This window comes from Arthrobacter flavus (genome assembly GCF_039526005.1).
Classification (GTDB): Bacteria; Actinomycetota; Actinomycetes; order Actinomycetales; family Micrococcaceae; genus Arthrobacter_D; species Arthrobacter_D flavus.
This window is the reverse complement of the sequence record NZ_BAAAIJ010000032.1, coordinates 12474-29151: the sequence shown is the minus strand read 5'-3', so window position 1 is coordinate 29151 and position 16678 is coordinate 12474. Positions and strand designations below refer to the sequence as shown.

At 64.1% G+C, this 16678-nt stretch carries 19 protein-coding genes; 10 read left to right on the top strand and 9 right to left on the bottom strand.

The features are described from left to right. Window positions 1–150: 150 nt before the first annotated feature. Entirely contained in the window at window positions 151–930 is a 780-nt protein-coding gene (locus tag ABD059_RS07780; protein WP_343878828.1) for a CHRD domain-containing protein, read from the top strand. Between the two features lie 17 nt (window positions 931–947). Further along, window positions 948–1643 carry a class F sortase gene (locus ABD059_RS07775; RefSeq protein ID WP_343878826.1) on the top strand — a complete coding sequence of 232 codons (696 nt, stop codon included), beginning with the start codon at window positions 948–950 and terminating at the stop codon, window positions 1641–1643. Window positions 1644–1665: 22 nt separating this feature from the next. Here ABD059_RS07775 and ABD059_RS07770 read toward each other — a convergent pair whose 3' ends face one another. From ABD059_RS07770 to ABD059_RS07755, 4 genes are all read right to left on the bottom strand, one after another. After that, window positions 1666–2025 (bottom strand): VOC family protein, encoded by a 360-nt coding sequence (locus ABD059_RS07770; protein ID WP_343878825.1) that lies wholly within the window; start codon window positions 2023–2025, stop codon window positions 1666–1668. 64 nt (window positions 2026–2089) lie between these two features. Then, entirely contained in the window at window positions 2090–2959 is an 870-nt protein-coding gene (locus ABD059_RS07765; protein ID WP_343878824.1) for an ABC transporter permease, read from the bottom strand. Next, window positions 2956–3804, bottom strand: a complete 849-nt coding sequence (locus ABD059_RS07760; RefSeq protein WP_343878823.1) for an ABC transporter permease — start codon at window positions 3802–3804, stop codon at window positions 2956–2958. Before ABD059_RS07760 ends, ABD059_RS07765 begins: the two co-directional genes overlap by 4 nt. Continuing rightward, on the bottom strand, window positions 3797–4726 hold the full coding sequence (locus tag ABD059_RS07755) for an ABC transporter ATP-binding protein (protein WP_343879174.1): 930 nt from the start codon (window positions 4724–4726) through the stop codon (window positions 3797–3799). The genes ABD059_RS07760 and ABD059_RS07755 overlap by 8 nt, the downstream gene beginning before the upstream one ends. A gap of 261 nt (window positions 4727–4987) precedes the next feature. Here ABD059_RS07755 and ABD059_RS07750 point away from each other — a divergent pair, with 261 nt between their 5' ends. Further along, window positions 4988–5389, top strand: a complete 402-nt coding sequence (locus ABD059_RS07750) for a VOC family protein (protein ID WP_343878822.1) — start codon at window positions 4988–4990, stop codon at window positions 5387–5389. Between the two features lie 48 nt (window positions 5390–5437). Next, entirely contained in the window at window positions 5438–5935 is a 498-nt protein-coding gene (locus ABD059_RS07745) for an SRPBCC family protein (RefSeq protein WP_343878820.1), read from the top strand. Window positions 5936–5964: 29 nt separating this feature from the next. Here the strand turns inward: ABD059_RS07745 and ABD059_RS07740 are convergent, their stop codons facing one another. The 4 genes from ABD059_RS07740 to ABD059_RS07725 are packed head-to-tail and all read right to left on the bottom strand — an operon-like array spanning window position 5965 to window position 8527. Then, complete coding sequence (locus tag ABD059_RS07740) at window positions 5965–6867, bottom strand: bifunctional methylenetetrahydrofolate dehydrogenase/methenyltetrahydrofolate cyclohydrolase (protein WP_343878818.1); 903 nt, start codon at window positions 6865–6867, stop codon at window positions 5965–5967. Next, window positions 6864–7016: a hypothetical protein gene (locus tag ABD059_RS07735; RefSeq protein WP_343878816.1), complete on the bottom strand. Its 153-nt coding sequence runs from the start codon at window positions 7014–7016 to the stop codon at window positions 6864–6866. The genes ABD059_RS07740 and ABD059_RS07735 overlap by 4 nt, the downstream gene beginning before the upstream one ends. Further along, window positions 7010–8302: a serine hydroxymethyltransferase gene (gene glyA, locus ABD059_RS07730; RefSeq protein ID WP_343879172.1), complete on the bottom strand. Its 1293-nt coding sequence runs from the start codon at window positions 8300–8302 to the stop codon at window positions 7010–7012. Before glyA ends, ABD059_RS07735 begins: the two co-directional genes overlap by 7 nt. 48 nt (window positions 8303–8350) lie before the next feature. Beyond that, window positions 8351–8527, bottom strand: coding sequence for a hypothetical protein (locus ABD059_RS07725; RefSeq protein ID WP_343878814.1), 177 nt, complete (start codon window positions 8525–8527; stop codon window positions 8351–8353). 89 nt (window positions 8528–8616) lie between these two features. Between ABD059_RS07725 and purU the strand changes: the two genes are divergently transcribed. Next, the gene (purU, locus tag ABD059_RS07720; RefSeq protein WP_343878812.1) at window positions 8617–9480 is read left to right on the top strand and encodes a formyltetrahydrofolate deformylase; all 864 of its coding nucleotides are present in this window, start codon (window positions 8617–8619) and stop codon (window positions 9478–9480) included. A 128-nt stretch (window positions 9481–9608) separates the two neighbouring features. On the opposite strand, the gene ABD059_RS07715 is transcribed toward purU, so the two are convergent. After that, entirely contained in the window at window positions 9609–10577 is a 969-nt protein-coding gene (locus ABD059_RS07715; protein WP_343878811.1) for a hypothetical protein, read from the bottom strand. Between the two features lie 218 nt (window positions 10578–10795). Here ABD059_RS07715 and ABD059_RS07710 point away from each other — a divergent pair, with 218 nt between their 5' ends. The 5 genes from ABD059_RS07710 to ABD059_RS07690 all read left to right on the top strand — a co-directional run bounded on the left by ABD059_RS07710 (window position 10796) and on the right by ABD059_RS07690 (window position 16634). Further along, entirely contained in the window at window positions 10796–11317 is a 522-nt protein-coding gene (locus ABD059_RS07710) for a gamma carbonic anhydrase family protein (RefSeq protein ID WP_343878810.1), read from the top strand. 32 nt (window positions 11318–11349) lie between these two features. After that, a complete protein-coding gene (locus ABD059_RS07705; protein ID WP_343878809.1) occupies window positions 11350–12552 on the top strand; it encodes an ROK family transcriptional regulator in 1203 nt (400 codons plus the stop codon). Window positions 12553–12671: 119 nt separating this feature from the next. Further along, window positions 12672–14210 carry a multiple monosaccharide ABC transporter ATP-binding protein gene (gene mmsA, locus ABD059_RS07700; RefSeq protein WP_343878808.1) on the top strand — a complete coding sequence of 513 codons (1539 nt, stop codon included), beginning with the start codon at window positions 12672–12674 and terminating at the stop codon, window positions 14208–14210. Between the two features lie 17 nt (window positions 14211–14227). Further along, the gene (mmsB, locus tag ABD059_RS07695; protein WP_343878807.1) at window positions 14228–15499 is read left to right on the top strand and encodes a multiple monosaccharide ABC transporter permease; all 1272 of its coding nucleotides are present in this window, start codon (window positions 14228–14230) and stop codon (window positions 15497–15499) included. A gap of 52 nt (window positions 15500–15551) precedes the next feature. After that, complete coding sequence (locus ABD059_RS07690) at window positions 15552–16634, top strand: substrate-binding domain-containing protein (protein ID WP_343878805.1); 1083 nt, start codon at window positions 15552–15554, stop codon at window positions 16632–16634. The last annotated feature ends 44 nt before the right edge of the window (window positions 16635–16678 follow it).

The window sequence follows — 16678 nt, the reverse complement described above, 5'->3', positions numbered from 1 at the left end:
CGGGGATGGAATGACCTTCCACCGTTGGCGAACGTTCAGCCTCGACAGTTTGTTCTATTCCCGACCCATCCGTGATCGGCACCACTCCGAAGTATTGGTATGTGTGCTGATGATTGCGCGCTAATACTCGCTCTATGGAGGAAAAACCACATGAATAAGAACATGCGTCTTCTCGCAGTCCCCACCCTCGCCCTTGGCATGGTTGCCATGGCCGGTGCGCCAGCAATGGCCGACCACGCCAACGGCTCCTACACCGTCGACTTCCAGCAGCTCAGCGGCACCACCGGTACCGCTTCGTTCGCGATGGACATCGATGACAAGACCGCGACCGTGAACCTGCAGGTCTCAGGTCTGGCCGAAACCTTCATGGATGCACCGTACCCCCACGTACAGCACATCCACGGTGGAGCCGAGGGTGTTTGCCCCACGATGGACGCTGACGCCGATGGCGACGGCATCCTGTCCACCACCGAAGGCGCAGCCTCCTACGGCGGCATCCAGACCACTCTGGGCACCAGCGGCGACACCAGCCCGGCTGCTGGCCTGAACCTTGAGCTCGCCGGCCAGGGTGGAAACTACTCCATCGAGCGCACCTTCGAGATGAACGCCGAGACCCTCGACGCCATCGAAGCTGGCACCGCCGTCGTCGTCATCCACGGCCTCGATCCAGCAACCTCAAGCTCCGAAGAGGCCTTCAACGCCCCCTCGGACCTCGAGCCTTCGCTTCCACTGGGCGCCACCTCACCAGCACTCTGTGGTGTTGTGACCGCTTCACAGATGGGCGAAATGCCTGAGGGCGGCGCCGACACCGGTGTTGCACAGTCCAGCTCAAACAGCATGGGCATGCTCGTCCTCGGAGGTGGCCTCGTTCTGGCTGCTGCCGCTGGCGGAACCTACGTTGTTCGCCGTAACGCTGCAGACCGCGCCTAAAGGAATAGTCTGATTTCATGATCAGCGCTAACAACGGTCGTCGTCGAGGCTTCATGGTCTCGGCGGCGGCCGCCCTTTTGATTCTTACCGCCTGCGGTGCCGACACACCCCCTGACAGCACGGGGGCTGCCGCGCCGAGCTCGTCCGCGTCGTCCTCTGCCGCACCTTCGACCGCGACGCCCTCCAGCCCAGCACCTACCTCTGCGGCTGCGTCAGAGGCGCCCAGCGCGGCCCCCTCCCCGGAGCTGCCCGCGGTCCTTGAAGCGTCCAAGCCGGTGTCGTTCAACATTCCCACGATCGCCGCTGAATCCGAGCTGCTGCATCTCGGACTTCGGGACAATGGCTCCCTTGAGGTGCCGCCCGATGGACCTGGGGCGCCAGCGAGTTGGTACGACCAGTCCCCCACCTCGGGCGAACGCGGCCCATCCGTGCTGCTGGGCCATGTCAATGCGACCGGCGGTGGCCCCGGCGTGTTTGCTGACCTGCGAGCACTGCAGGCCGGTGACGAGATCAATGTGGTCCGTGAGGATGGGAGCACTGCTGTGTTTGCCGTCGACCGCGGCGAGCAGTACCAGAAAGCCGACTTCCCCACCCTTGAGGTGTACGGAAATACTGAGGCCGCCGAGCTTCGGCTGATCACCTGCGACGGCTACAACCCGGAGACCGGAGAGTTTGACGACAACTACGTGATCTACGCAACCCTCGTACCGTAAGCACCGGCCCAGAGGGCCTGGGTTACCAGCTGACAAGGCAGAATGGGTGCCCGGCCGGGTCGAGGAAGACCCGGTGGGCTTTGGATCCCGAGTTCATACTCACGGCGCCCAGGGCCAGGACTTTCGCCTCGGCGATGTCGAGATCATCGACCCGAACATCCAGGTGCAGCTGCTGGGGCAGGTCCTGGCTGGGCCAGCGGGGCGGCGTGTAGTCGGCGACCCGCTGGAAGCCGAGGGCGGGCCGGTCCGGCGCGTCGCCGATGGAGATCCACCCGTCGTCGTCGTGCTGGACCCTGATCATCCCGAGCAGGTCCTCATAGAACGACGCGAGACGATCGGTGTCTGGACAATCGAAGACTGTGGCTTGCCATTTTCCAATCATGGTCCAGTATGTTCCCGGGCCCCGGTGGGAGGGAACCCCTTGGGGCGGGTCCGGGAGCTGAGACCTATTTGAGGAACAGTTTCCGCAGCCTGCTGGTGGTCAGCACCATCCCGATGAGGATCATCACCAGGTAGTACAGGATGTGGATTGCCGTAGCGGACGTGAACGTGCCCACGCTGATCTGGCGGAGCAGTTCGACGCCATGCCAGAGGGGCAGCGCCTGGATGAACCACTGGATGCCCTGCGGGTACACGCTCAGCGGGTAGAACGTCGCCGAGAACAGGAACATCGGCAGCATCACGAAGTTGATCCAGTCCATCTGTTGGAAGGTCTTCATGTAGCTGGTGATTCCCATCCCGAAGGACGCGAAACCGAACGCGATCAGCACCGACGCCGGCACCATCAGCAGTGCCCACGGCGTGGTGATCAGCCCCATCATGCCCATCACCGCGGTGAACCCGGTGGCGTACATGGCCCCGCGCAGCAGGGCGAGGAAGATCTCCCCGATCGCGACGTCGAGCGGCCCCAGCGAGGTGTACAGCATCCCCTGGTAGAGCTTCGCGAAGTTCATCTTGAAAAACACGTTCCAGGTGGAGTCGTACACGGCGCCGTTCATCGCCGAGACGGCCAGCAGGGCCGGCGCGATGTAGGCGGCGTAGCTGATGGGCTCCCCGCCGGGCCCGACGACGTCGCCCACCAGTGCGCCGAGCCCCACACCCATGGAGATCAGGTAGAGCACCGGCTCGAAGAAGCCCGAGACCATGATCAGCCAGTTGCTGCTCTTGGTCGCCCGCAGCCCGCGGGCGATCACTGCCTTGGCGTTGCGGGAGTACAGGGCGCTGAACCGCCGGTCGTGCGCGGTGATCCGGTAATCCTCGTCGGTCAGCGGCCGGGCCGACGACGGGCCAGACCGCTGGGTCAGGTTCTCGGTCATTTGCCCAGCCTCCGCTCGTAGGTGCGGCGGGCGAGGCGCCAGCCGAGGACAGCGAGCGCCACCAGGTACACGACGTGGATCACTGCCAGCCAGGCCGGGACCGGGTAGCCGTAGGTGAGCATCCGACCCAGCTGGGTGCCGTGCCAGAGCGGTGAGATCCAACCGATCCACTGCAGGAAGATCGGCAGGGTAGTCAGCGGGAAGAAGGTGCCCGAGAACAGGAACATCGGCGTGACGAGGAACCGCATCACCAGCGCAAACTGACCCTTGTCCTCCTCGACGCTGGCCGAGTAGGCCATCAGCGGCAGCCCGAAAGACAGCCCGCATAACACGGCCACGGGGACGGCCGCCCACCCCCACGGCGACGGCGAGGCACCAAACGCTGCGACGATGCCGAAGTAGATGGCGCTCATCAGCACCAGCCGGAGCGTGATCGCGATGATGTAGCCGTTGACAATCTGGTGCACCGCCAGCGGGGAGGCGTGTGGACCGTAGTACACCCGCCGCCATTTGAAGCCGTCCATCACCGGGTAGGTGAACTCGGTGGCGGCGGTCATGATGGTGGCCGCCGCGAGCAGGGCCGGTGCGATGAAGGCGAGGTAGCTGACCCCACCGAACGCGTCGGCGGAGTTCTGGTCCACCAGAGTGGCCAGGCCGATCCCCATGGCGAACAGGTACATTACCGGGTTGCCCACGCTGTAGGCGATCAGGGTCCAGCGGTACCCGTTCATTACCCGCAGGGCGTGTTCGGCGTAGTACCAGGAGCCGAACCTTTTGGCCCGGTCCGCCGAGACCTGCGGCGAGTGGGCGCGCAGGGGGGTGGGAGCCGTCAGTCGGTTAGTCAACGAGGCTCCTCCCGGTCAGGCGCAGGAAGACATCTTCCAGCGAGGAACGCCGCACGAGGGACGTGATGGGGTGCAGCCCACGGGAGGCTACCTGCTCGAGGGCCGCTTCGCCGTCGTGGGTGTAGATGAGCACCCGGTCGGGCAGCGGCTCGAGCCGGTCGCCGATGCCCTGGAGCTCGGCTGCGACAGTGGTGTTGCGTTCGGAGCCGAACCGGAGTTCGAGGACCTCGCGGGTGGAATGCTCGCGGATCAGCTGCGCCGGCGACCCTTCCGCCATGATCTTGCCCTTGTCCACGACGACCAGCCGGTCGCAGAGCTGCTCGGCCTCGTCCATGTAGTGGGTGGTGAGAATCAGGGTGACCCCGGATTCCTTCAGCCGGAACAGCCGGTCCCAGAGGATGTGGCGGGCCTGCGGGTCGAGGCCGGTGGTGGGTTCGTCGAGCAGCAGGATCTTCGGTTCGTTGATCAGGGACCGGGCGATGGTCAGGCGGCGCTTCATGCCGCCGGACAGCGAATCGACCTTGGACTTGGCCTTCTCGGTCAGCTGGGCGAACTCCAGCAGCTCATCGGCCTTGGGCTTGAGGTAGCTCAGGGGCAACCCGAAGTACCGGCCGTAGACAATGAGGTTGTCGCGGACCCGCAGTTCCTCGTCGAGGTTGTCCTGCTGCGGGACCACGCCCAGGTGGGCCCTGACTTGCGGACCGTGCTGCTCCGGGTCGAGCCCCATGATGGTCAGCTCCCCCGACGTGCGTTGCGAGACTCCGCCAATCATTCGCATCGTGGTGGATTTGCCGGCACCGTTGGGGCCGAGCAGGCCGAAGGATTCCCCGGCGGGGACATCGAAGGAGATGTCATCGACGGCCGCAAAGTCACCGTAGTGCTTGGTGAGATTCCGGGCAGAGATGACGTAGTCGCGGGTCAGTGAGTTGGGCACCTGCTCAGCCTAGGGGATTTATCCCATTGGGAAAAGCCAACCACACTCTTTATCCTCGGTCGCAATCGCGCCACCGCCCACAGCGGAGGAAAAGATCGAAACTCGTACTACTCAGCTCAACCAGCCTCGCCTAGGATGGCGAAATGTGCGTACTGGCGCCAACGTACCTGTGCGCTACCCCATGACAGTCAGGAATCAGACCATGACCTCCTCCCGCACCCACCAAGTCGACGCATGTCGGGTATGCCCATGACTGCGCCCCAGATCTACGTCAGCTTCCCGGGTAACGCTCGTGAAGCCTTGAGCTTCTACAGGGACGTTTTCGGTGGGGAACTCGCCTTGCATACCTACCAAGACTTCGGTCGTAGCGACGGGCCAGGAAACGCTATCGCGCACGGAGTTCTGAGCGGTGTCGTTGCTCTGGCCGGATCGGACGCCGGGGCTGGCGAGACAACGGTCCGGTTCGAGGGGATGATGCTTTCGTTGTTGGGTACCGCCGAGCCGGCAGTGCTGCATGAGTGGTTCGACAAGCTCGCTGATGGCGGCTCGGTCATCGACCCGCTAACTCCGAAGCCGTGGGGTGCCTCCGACGGCCAGGTCGTTGACCGCTACGGACTTCACTGGCTCGTCGGTTATGAACCCGGGTTGTGAGCGACGCGCAACTACCCGCCTCTTTGAATCCGAGTTGGAGGAAGACCGATGACGCACCCCACACAGCCAGAACGAAGCTTTACCCTGACCCGCAATCTGCAAGCCCCCCGCCAGCTGGTGTTCAAAGCCTGGACCGATGCGGAACATCTCGCCTGGTTCTATAACCCAGCCATGCCCACCCCGGCGTCCCCGATAGAGGTCGATCTGCGGGTGGGCGGAGTATGGAGGCAGCAGATGGTCGTCAATGAGGAACTCCACTACCCGACCGGTGGGGAGTACCTCGAAATCATTCCCGACGTACGCCTAGTTTTTCGGTGGGGAGCCGTCGGCGGGTGGCCGGACCTCGCGGGAGACCACCAGCGGGAGGCGCCCGTCGTGAGCGTCAACCTCGCAGCTGCCGAGGACGGCACCCGACTCGAGCTCACGGTGACCTTTCCCGACCACCTGCCAGCTGAGGAGGCTCGGAACCTCATCGATGGCGGCACACGGGATGGCTGGGGTGTCACCCTTGATCGAATCATCCACAGCACCGCCCTCACCGCCTGACATTAGGAACGGGCTACGAAAAGGGGGCCTTAGTGCCCGACGGCGATCCCGGCCTGCCGCTCGGCGGCCTCCACCACATTCGCGAGCAGCATGGCGCGGGTCATCGGGCCGACACCGCCCGGGTTCGGTGACAGCCAGGCAACTGTCGAGGCGGCCGCTGGTTCGACGTCGCCCGTGAGCTTCGCCTTGCCGGTCTCGGGATCCTCCACCCGCGTGACACCGACGTCGAGCACGATCGCGTCGGACTTGAGGTCGGCTGCCTTGATCATGCCGGGGAAGCCTGCCGCAGCGATGACGACGTCGGCCTGGCGCAGCAGGTGCGGCAGGTCAACGGTCCCGGTGTGGGCCAGGGTGACAGTGGCATTGATGTCGCGGCGGGTGAGCAGCAAGCCGAGGGGCCTGCCGACGGTGATCCCGCGGCCCACCACCAGAACATTTTTCCCGTTCAGGGTGATCCCGTGCCGGCGCAGCAGCTCCACGATGCCATGCGGGGTGCAGGGCAGCGGGGAGTCGAGCGGGGCGCCCACGTTGAGGACCAGCTTGCCGAGGTTGACCGGGTGCAGGCCGTCGGCGTCCTTCTCAGGAGCCATCCGTTCCAGGATGGCGTTCGCGTCGAGGTGCTTCGGGAGGGGGAGCTGGACGATGTAGCCGGTGGTGGCGTCGTCGTCGTTCAGTTCATCGATGACCTTCTCCAGGTCGGCCTGGGAGATGTCGGCCGGGAGGTCCCGGCGAACCGAGGTGATGCCGACCTGCTCGCAGTCGCGGTGCTTTCCGGCGACGTAGGAGTGGCTGCCCGGATCATCCCCCACCAGGACGGTGCCCAGGCCGGGGTTGATGCCCCGTTCCTTGAGGGCGCCGATGCGGGTGGTGAGTTCGGACCGGATGGCGGCGGCGGTCTTCTTGCCGTCGAGGATCTGTGCGGTGGGGCTCATCTGAGGTGGCCTGCTTCCAGTTGCTCGAGGACGAATGCTTTGCCGCGGTCGCAGCAGCCGGTGAAGCAGCACTCGTCGGTGGGAATGTCGTAGTCAGTCGAGGCGGCCGCAGCAGAGTCCAGCGCGCCCTCCGGGAGGTCTGCTACCACTGCTCGTGTTCGGGGTAGAGCGGGAAGTCGGCGGTGAGGGCCAGGACGCGGGCGCGCAGTGCCTCCGCATCGGAGCCGGGCTTCAGCGCCGTCGCGATGATGTCGGCCACCTCGGTGAACTCTTTCGCGCCGAAGCCGCGGGTGGCCAGCGCCGGGGTGCCGATCCGGAGCCCGGAGGTGACCATCGGCGGGCGTGGATCAAACGGAACCGCGTTGCGGTTGACGGTGATGCCGATCGAGTGCAGCAGGTCCTCGGCCTGCTGGCCGTCGAGCTGTGAAGCGCGCAGATCCACCAGGACAAGGTGAACGTCGGTGCCGCCGGTCAGCACCGAAACGCCGTGCTCGCTCACGTCGGTGGCGGTCAACCGGTCCGCAATGATGCGGGCTCCTTCCAGGACACGTGCCTGGCGTTCCTTGAACTCAGGGGAGCCGGCGATCTTGAATGCCGTCGCCTTCGCCGCAATGACGTGCATCAGGGGCCCGCCCTGCTGGCCCGGGAAAACGGCCGAGTTGAGCTTCTTCGCCCACTCCTGCTTCGCCAGGATGACCCCCGAGCGTGGTCCGGCGAGAGTCTTGTGCACAGTGGAGGTGACGACGTCGGAGTACGGCACGGGGTTCGGGTGCAGGCAGGCGGCGACGAGGCCGGCGAAGTGGGCCATGTCAGTCCAGAGGAGTGCACCCACCTCATCGGCAATGGAGCGGAACGCGGCAAAGTCGAGCTGACGCGGGTAGGCGGACCAGCCCGCAATGATGACCTGCGGCTTCTCGGCGATCGCCTGCGCGCGGACCTTGTCCATGTCGAGACGGTGGGTGTCTTCCTCCACCCCGTAGGCGGCAACGTCGTAAAGTTTGCCGGAGAAGTTCAGCTTCATGCCGTGGGTCAGGTGTCCGCCATGGGCAAGGGACAGGCCCATGATCTTGTCGCCGGGCTTGATCATCGCGGCGAGCGCCGCGGCGTTCGCCTGGGCGCCGGAGTGCGGCTGGACGTTGGCGAACTCTGCACCGAACAGGGCCTTGACCCGCTCGATGGCGAGGGTCTCCGCAACGTCGACGTGCTCGCACCCACCGTAGTACCGGCGGCCAGGGTAACCCTCAGCATATTTGTTGGTCAGGACCGACCCCTGGGCCTGAAGGACCGCGCGCGGGGCGAAGTTCTCGGACGCGATCATTTCGAGGGTGTCCCGCTGGCGGGCAAGTTCGTCGGTCAGCACTGCTGCGATCTCCGGGTCGATCTCGGAGAGGGGGGCGTTGGTGACCGCCGAGGTGGCGGATCCGGTGGCGGTCAGGTGCGAAGTTGTCACAGTGAACTCCTGGGTGGGGTGCGTTTCTACAGGTCAGGTTACTCGCTGAGTCTTCCGGGCGGCTCCGATATCGGGCCGCGCTGAAGCATCGGCGAGCAAAATCTTGACCAGACGTCCCAGGCGTGCGATCCGTGGTCGGCACTGCGCGCCGTCGTCGCCGGAGCCGTCCTGAACGAGCTGTCCAGGAACCGACCGAAGATGACGATGCATGCCGCTTCCCGATGGTGACCCACCTGACGCCAGTCGCGGCACTTCCGAGTGTATCCCGGCGGGCCGATCATTCGAAGTACGCTTGATTTGTGACTGACTCCCCTTTCCCCCAGACCTCCTTTATCCTGACGCTCTCCTGCGCTGACCAACCCGGTATTGTGCATGCGGTGGCCGGAGCACTGGTGAATGCGGGCTGCAACATCACCGAATCACAGCAGTACGGAAGCCCCGACACCGGGACCTTCTTCATGCGGGTAGCCATGAGCACAGCGGCTGCGCGGACGGCTTTGGAGGCCCAATTAGCTCCGGTTGCCACGGCGTTTGGCATGACCTGGGCGCTGCACGACGACGGCGCACCCGCCCGCACGCTGATCCTCGCCTCGAAGGCGGCTCACTGCCTCAACGACCTGCTCTTCCAGCAGCGTTCCGGGACCTTGCCGATCGAGATTCCGGCGATCGTCTCGAACCACACCGAGCTTGCCGACCTCGCCGCGTTCTACGGCATCCCGTTCCATCACATCCCGGTGACCCCTGACACCCGTGAAGCGGCCGAGGATGCCCTGCGCGCTGTCATCGCCGAACACAACATCGAGCTGGTGGTCCTGGCCCGCTACATGCAGATTCTCAGCGATGGGCTGTGCTCGGAACTGGTGGGACGCGCGATCAACATCCACCACTCGTTCCTACCCTCCTTCAAGGGGGCCAGGCCCTACCACCAGGCGCACACCCGTGGGGTGAAGCTGATCGGAGCGACGGCCCACTATGTCACCCCCGCTCTGGACGAGGGGCCGATCATCGAGCAGGAGGTCATCCGCGTAGATCACGCCCGTTCGGCGGAGCAGTTCGTAGCGATCGGGCGCGACGTCGAAGGCCGCACCCTCACCCAGGCCGTGCAATGGCACGCCGAGCACCGGGTGCTGCTCGACGGCGGCCGGACCATCGTCTTCAACTGACCCTCCCGGCCCGCTCACTGGGACTCACCCGGATTCGGTGAGCAACCCGGACAACGGTGGCCAGGATCTTGCCCACCGATGCCCAGGTTGACCCGGCCTGTCCAGGTCGCTCACCGATCTGGACATGGCTAGGCGGTGGAGAGCCGACGACGACGGGCCGGTGGGTTGCACGGTAGTCCCGCCTGTAGCAGCAGTGCCTTCAGCTTCCCTGGGGACACCGCCGTCGCCCAGTCCCATCTCACGACCTGCAGCCCGGTGGATCGAATCCTGTCCTCGCGGAGCTTCTCCTCGATGACCGCCTGCGCGGTGGTCCGTCCTTGCAGATACTCGGGCTTGAGGTACTTCCCCAGTCCATCAAACTCCCCCACCAGTCGCTGTTCCTTCCAGTAGAAATCCACCCAGGCCGAGCGACCGGTATGGTCGACCACCTCGTGCTGGAGCTCCGGCGCGGGGAACCCCAGCCGCGCCATCTGCACCCTGCTGAGGGACTCCCCCGGATACATAGCCTGACCGTCGGCGAAATCCAGCACACGCAAGGCCCGGCGTCGTTTGGGCGCAGACGAGAGCAGAGCAATCCGATTCCTGACCTCATCCTTCGTCACCGGTTGGGGGCCCGATTCGGGAAGGAGTGGCTTCTGGTTGAGCAGCCGGTCCATCACCGACACCGCCCAGGGGAAGTCGTAGTGCAAAGCCAACTCGACGGTCGTGGCGACCTTCCCCGTGACATACCGTCCGCCGAAGGTGACGACTGTGAACTCATCCGGGTACCGCGCCAACCGGCTGACCCCGTTGGCGCTTCGCCGGCCACTCGCGACGGGCACCACCACCTCGACGTTCGCCGGGAGGGCCGGTCGGGGCAGCCCCCAGAGCAGTCCCGCGGTCTCGCCGCCAAAGACCGGCTCGCGTCGGGCGGTGCGTCGGACGGCGTCGACCTTGACCCGGTAGCGCGCCTCTTCATCGAGGTCCCGCCAACCCGGCGCGTCGACATAACACCCGAGCCGAATTCTTACCAGCTCCCCGCGTTCTGCTCGACGCGCCAGCTGCCGGGGCCACGCTTCGTCCAGGGGGTGGTCGGCGATGGAAATGATCCTGGTCATGCGTCAAGCCAACCCTGCCAGGGGCGCCACCGGGGCTGGCACCGCCCCTATGTGGACAACGGGCACAGGAAATCTGGCATCTGCCCTGAATCCGATAGCAACCTGGACATCGGTGGTCAGGATCTTCCTCACCGATGTCCAGGTTGACCCGGCCTGTCCAGGTTGCTCACCGATGTGACGCAGCTAGGGCCAGGCGGGGGGCCGCTAGGCTAAGGCCCATGGCCCACATCATCGAAATCTTCGGCAAGACCCCCACTATCAGTGACTCCTGTTTCCTCGCACCGACGGCGTCGATCATCGGCGACGTGGTGTTCGGCCACGAAGCTAGCGCGTTCTACGGCGTCTCCGTACGCGGCGACACCGCACCGATCCGCGTCGGCGACGGCACTAACCTGCAGGACAACGTCGTACTGCACGCCGACCCGGATTTCCCCACCACCGTCGGCAACCGGGTCAGCATCGGTCACTCCGCGGTGGTCCACGGCTGCACCATCGGCGACGACTGCCTCATCGGGATGAGCGCCACCGTCATGAACGGCGCAGTCATCGGCGCCGGCTCACTGGTTGCTGCGGGCGCCGTCGTCCTCGAAGGGACCGAGGTGCCACCCCGCTCCCTGGTCGCCGGGGTGCCCGCGAAGGTGAGGCGGGAGCTCACCGATAGCGAGCTTGAGAGTGTCAAGAAGAACGCCTCGTCCTATCAAGTGTTGGCTCAATCACACCGCCAAGCGTTAACTTCTTGACTACAAGGGGTCCATGTAGGAACCTTTAGTACATGCCCGCAGGACGCCCGAACACCAAGCGTGACTTCGACGGGAATCCTCCAAGCCCGGGTTCCCAGTCGGCTCTTCGGCAACGCAACCAGCAGCGCGTCGTCGGTGTCCTGACGGGTGGCCCGCAGACCCAGGCGGAGCTCGCACGGCAGACCGGACTCTCCACCGCGACGGTCTCGAACATCGTCAAGGCAATGGTCGACGCCGGTCTCGCCACCACCGCTCCAACCACCAGCTCAGGCCGCCGCGCCCTCTCGGTCATCCTCAACGACAACGGGTCCCTGGCCGCCGGCATTGACATTGGCCGACGCCACGTGCGGGTTGTCCTGGCCGGACTGAACTATCAGGTGATGCAGGATGAGGCGATCACCCTACCCCTCGGCCATTGCGCCGAGGAAGGACTCGACGCCGCCGAGCAACTCCTCGACCGTTTGCTCCTCAAGGCAGGCGTGACGCGCTCATCGGTGCTGGGCGCCGGAGTGGGCATCCCGGGCCCCATCGACCGCCGCACCGGAACCGTGGTGCAGGGAGCCATCCTTCCCGAATGGGTTGGCATCAACATCCTTACCACCTTCGGCGAGCGGCTCGGATTCCCCGTCTTCATTGACAATGACGCCAATCTCGGCGCGCTGGCCCAAGTCACCTGGGGCCCTCACGGCTCGGTCGAAAACCTGATGTTCCTGAAGGTCGGCTCAGGCATCGGCGCCGGACTGATCCTCGGAGGATCGGTCTACTACGGCCACGTCGGCATCACCGGCGAGCTCGGCCACAGCACCATCGTTGAACACGGTCTCGTCTGTCGATGTGGCAACCGCGGCTGTCTCGAAACGGTCGCTTCGACGAGCACCATGGTCGACCTCCTGAGCCGCCGCGCTGACGGGCCCATCTCCGTGGACGACCTGTTGGACCTGGTGCTGGCCGGCGACACCGCGGCCCTGCGCGTGATTGACGACGCCGGGCTAGCCCTCGGCAAAGCGGTCGCCAACGTAGCAAACCTGATCAATCCCGAACTGGTGGTGATTGGCGGGCCGCTCACCAGTCTCGGCAACATCCTGCTGGAGCCGATCCGGCGAGGCCTCCAGAGGCATGCGGTCCCGGTGGTCGGCGAGTCCACCACCGTGCTGATGTCCGCACTCGGGGACCGGACTGAGGCGCTCGGAGGAGCCGCCGTCGTCCTCTCGCAACCGCATCTTCATAACGTTTAGCTACCAATATTATCGCTTATGTGTTCAAGACTTGACTCCAAGCGGCAGGTCAGGGTTAACTTCCTATTCTGACCATTAGGGGTCAGGTACAGCCAATGCCGTCACCCGGGAGGATGCGTATGGAGCATCACAAGATTCTGGAAATGCGTTCCATCACCAAAGAGTTCCCGGGAGTCAAGGCACTCGACCAGGTCTCCATCACCGTCGAGGCCGGCGAGATCCATGCAATCTGCGGGGAGAATGGTGCCGGCAAGTCGACCCTGATGAAGGTCCTCTCAGGCCTGTACCCGTACGGCACCTATGACGGCAGCATCATCTTCCAGGGCGAAGAAGTGCAGTTCAAGGACATCAGGTCCAGCGAATCAGCTGGCATCGTGATCATTCACCAGGAACTCGCGCTCATCCCTGAGCTCTCCATCGCTGAGAATATTTTCCTTGGCAACGAGCCGGGCCGGGGCGGCATTATCGACTGGGACTCGGTGAACTCCCAGACCCTCGAGCTCATGGCGCGGGTAGGGCTTCGTGAGGAAGCAAACACCCCGGTCAAGGACATCGGCGTCGGCAAGCAGCAGCTGGTCGAGATCGCCAAAGCCCTCAGCAAGCAGGTGAAACTCCTGATCCTCGACGAGCCCACCGCAGCGCTGAACGAATCCGATTCACAGCACCTCCTGGATCTGATGGCCGGGCTGCGGTCCAAGGGCATCACCTGCATCATGATCTCCCACAAGCTCAACGAGATCGAACAGATCGCCGACTCCATCACGATCATCCGTGACGGCAAGACCATCGAGACACTGCACGTGAAGAACGACGGCGTCGACGAGGACCGGATCATCCGCGGGATGGTGGGCCGGTCCCTCGAATCACGCTTCCCCGACCACACCCCAACCATCGGCGAAACCTTCTTCGAGGTCCGCAACTGGACCGTCGGCCACCCTGCTGTGGCGGACCGGCTGGTCTGTAAGGGCTCAAACTTCAAGGTCCGTCGAGGGGAGATCGTGGGGTTCGCCGGCCTGATGGGCGCCGGACGCACTGAGCTGGCGCGCTCCATCTTCGGACGCTCCTACGGGAACTTCATTTCCGGTGAGATTTACAAGGACGGCGAACTTGTCAACCTCAAGTCGGTGCCGTCGGCTATCCGGCACGGCCTTGCCTACGTCACCGAGGACCGGAAGTCACTCGGACTGAACCTGCTCGACGACATCAAGACCACCACCGTTTCGGCGGCGCTCAAAAAGATCACCCGCGGGCTGGTGGTCGACAATGACCAGGAATTTGTCGTCGCCGAGAAGTACCGCAAGTCGTTGAGGACGAAGACGCCATCAGTCAACGAGGGAGTGGCCAAGCTTTCGGGTGGGAACCAGCAGAAGGTGGTCCTGGCCAAGTGGATGTTCACCGACCCTGACCTGCTGATCCTCGACGAGCCCACCCGCGGGATCGACGTCGGAGCCAAGTACGAGATTTACGGGATCATCCAGGAGCTCGCCAACCAGGGCAAGGGCGTGATCGTCATCTCCTCGGAGCTGCCTGAGCTGCTGGGCATCTCCGACCGTATCTACACAATCTTCGAGGGGGCCATCACGGGGGAACTAGCCCGCGGAGAAGCCAACCAGGAATCGTTGATGAAACTTATGACCGCCCGCAGGAAGACTGCCTAGCTCTTAGGAACCACCCCATGACCTCCCTCAAACAAATCTTTGGCGGCGATACACGGCAGTTCGGGATGATCTTCGCCCTGCTAGCCCTGGTCGTTTTCTTCCAGATCATGACCGGCGGCAAAACGCTCACCTCCGGCAATATGATGAACCTCTTCAACGGCAACTCCTACATTCTGATCCTCGCGATCGGCATGGTGTTGGTGATTATTGCCGGCCATATCGACCTGTCGGTCGGATCGGTCGCAGCGTTCGCCGGCATTGTCGTCGCCCTGGTGATGCGGGACTGGGATTTCCCCTGGTACCTGGGTATCGTCGTCGGCCTGCTCCTGGGCGCTTTGATCGGGGCCTGGCAGGGCTTCTGGGTGGCGTATGTCGGGATACCGGCGTTCATCGTCACCCTGGCTGGTATGTTGCTCTTCCGCGGCGCCAACCAGTTCGTGGGACAGTCCAACACGGTCCCCGTTCCCCAGGAATTCCGCTTCATCGGTGCTGGATACCTGCGCGAAATTGGGCCCGATCTGGGCTACAACAACCTCACCCTGCTGCTCGGGTTCGCGCTGATCGCCGCCGTGATCTATAACGAGGTACGCACCCGCAGGCGGTTCGCCAAGATCGGCGCGGAGGCTCCCCCGGTGTGGGTCTCGGTCGTCAAAATGGCACTGCTGTCCGCGGTCATCCTGTACGCCACCTACCTGTTCGCCACCGGCAACCCCGGTACCTCGTTCCCGGTACCCGGGTTGATCCTCGGTGCACTGGTCATCATCTACGGCTTCATCTCCACCAAGACCATCATCGGGCGCCACGTCTACGCGGTCGGTGGCAACCGCCACGCAGCGAAACTGTCGGGCGTCCGTAGCCGCCGGGTCGACTTCCTCGTCATGATGAACATGTCCATCCTGGCGGCCCTGGCCGGCATGATCTTCGTGGGACGCTCCACGGCGTCCGGCCCGTTCGACGGCGTCGGCTGGGAGCTCGATGCCATTGCCGCCGTGTTCATCGGTGGCGCCGCAGTGACCGGCGGTGTGGGCACAGTGGTGGGATCCGTGATCGGCGGCCTGGTCATGGCTGTCTTGAACAACGGTCTGCAGTTGCTCGGCGTTGGCGCCGACCTGACGCAGATCATCAAGGGTCTCGTGTTGTTGGTCGCCGTCGCCTTCGACGTCTACAACAAGACTCAGGGCAAGCCCTCCATCACCGGCATGATTATGAAGAATTTCGGCAACAAGGGGAAACCCGAGCTGCCGACAGCCACCGAGACCGTCGTGTCCAACGACGTGTCCGCCCGCTGACCCTAACCAACACTTCAGCAATAAGTTATTGAGTCCACTAAAAGGAGCAACAATGCGTAAGTACGCACGATCACTAGCGGCAATCGCCGCGATTTCAGCGTTAGCCATCTCTGGTTGCGGTCGCGACGCCGGGTCCGAAGCCGAGGGCGAGGGAGGATTTGAGGAAGGTGCAGCGATCGGCGTCGCTCTGCCCCAGAAGACGTCGGAGAACTGGGTGCTGGCTGAGGGCTTGTTCAACGACGGCCTCACCGAAGCCGGTTATGACCCGGACGTTCAGTTCGCCAATGGTGGCGTCTCTGAGCAGCAGAACCAGATCAGCTCGATGATCACCAACGGCGTCGAGGTACTGATCGTCGGCGCCATCGACGGCGCGCAGCTGGGAACCCAGCTGGCCCAGGCCAAGGAAGCCGGCATCACTGTCATCGCGTATGACCGGTTGCTGACGAACACTGAAGACGTTGACTACTACGTTGCCTACGACAACTTCCAGGTGGGCGAGCTGCAGGGCCAGGCACTGCTCGACGGAATGGCTGAGCGCGGCGAAGGTCCCTACAACATCGAACTGTTCGCTGGTTCACCCGATGATGCCAACGCCCAGGTCTTCTTCGACGGTGCGATGAGCATCCTCGAGCCAGAGATCGAGTCCGGCAACGTCGTCGTCGCCTCCGGCCAGACCGAGTTCAACCAGGCTGTCACCCAGGGCTGGGAAGCCGGCAACGCGCAGACCCGCATGGATACCCTCCTGACCGGCACCTACGGTTCCGAGGACCTCGACGGCGTCCTGTCCCCCAACGACACTCTGGCCCGCGCCATCCTGACCTCGGTCCAGGCCAGCGGCAAGGAACTGCCCATCGTGACCGGGCAGGACTCCGAGGTTGAGTCGGTTCGCTCCATCATGGCCGGCGAGCAGTACTCCACCATCAACAAGGACACCCGCGCACTCGTCTCCCACGCCATCGAAATGGTGCAGGGGCTGGGCGCAGGCGAGGAACTCGAGATCAACGATCCCGACTCCTACGACAACGGCGTGAAGGTTGTTCCCGCGTACCTGCTCGAACCACAGATCGTCACCATGGACAACGCTGCCGAAGCCTACGAGAACGACCCAACGCTCTCCGAGATCGTCAACGAGTAACCGATGTGATTGAAGTAGCCCGGCCCCGGATGGGCCGGGCTACT

Coding starts and splice junctions, on each gene's coding strand:
- ABD059_RS07780 (WP_343878828.1), top strand. CDS start 151: ATGAATAAGAACATGCGTCTTCTCGCAGTCCCCACCCTCGCCCTTGGC.
- ABD059_RS07775 (WP_343878826.1), top strand. CDS start 948: ATGATCAGCGCTAACAACGGTCGTCGTCGAGGCTTCATGGTCTCGGCG.
- ABD059_RS07770 (WP_343878825.1), bottom strand. CDS start 2,025: ATGATTGGAAAATGGCAAGCCACAGTCTTCGATTGTCCAGACACCGAT.
- ABD059_RS07765 (WP_343878824.1), bottom strand. CDS start 2,959: ATGACCGAGAACCTGACCCAGCGGTCTGGCCCGTCGTCGGCCCGGCCG.
- ABD059_RS07750 (WP_343878822.1), top strand. CDS start 4,988: ATGACTGCGCCCCAGATCTACGTCAGCTTCCCGGGTAACGCTCGTGAA.
- ABD059_RS07745 (WP_343878820.1), top strand. CDS start 5,438: ATGACGCACCCCACACAGCCAGAACGAAGCTTTACCCTGACCCGCAAT.
- ABD059_RS07740 (WP_343878818.1), bottom strand. CDS start 6,867: ATGAGCCCCACCGCACAGATCCTCGACGGCAAGAAGACCGCCGCCGCC.
- ABD059_RS07725 (WP_343878814.1), bottom strand. CDS start 8,527: ATGCATCGTCATCTTCGGTCGGTTCCTGGACAGCTCGTTCAGGACGGC.
- ABD059_RS07715 (WP_343878811.1), bottom strand. CDS start 10,577: ATGACCAGGATCATTTCCATCGCCGACCACCCCCTGGACGAAGCGTGG.
- ABD059_RS07710 (WP_343878810.1), top strand. CDS start 10,796: ATGGCCCACATCATCGAAATCTTCGGCAAGACCCCCACTATCAGTGAC.
- ABD059_RS07705 (WP_343878809.1), top strand. CDS start 11,350: ATGCCCGCAGGACGCCCGAACACCAAGCGTGACTTCGACGGGAATCCT.
- mmsA (WP_343878808.1), top strand. CDS start 12,672: ATGGAGCATCACAAGATTCTGGAAATGCGTTCCATCACCAAAGAGTTC.
- mmsB (WP_343878807.1), top strand. CDS start 14,228: ATGACCTCCCTCAAACAAATCTTTGGCGGCGATACACGGCAGTTCGGG.
- ABD059_RS07690 (WP_343878805.1), top strand. CDS start 15,552: ATGCGTAAGTACGCACGATCACTAGCGGCAATCGCCGCGATTTCAGCG.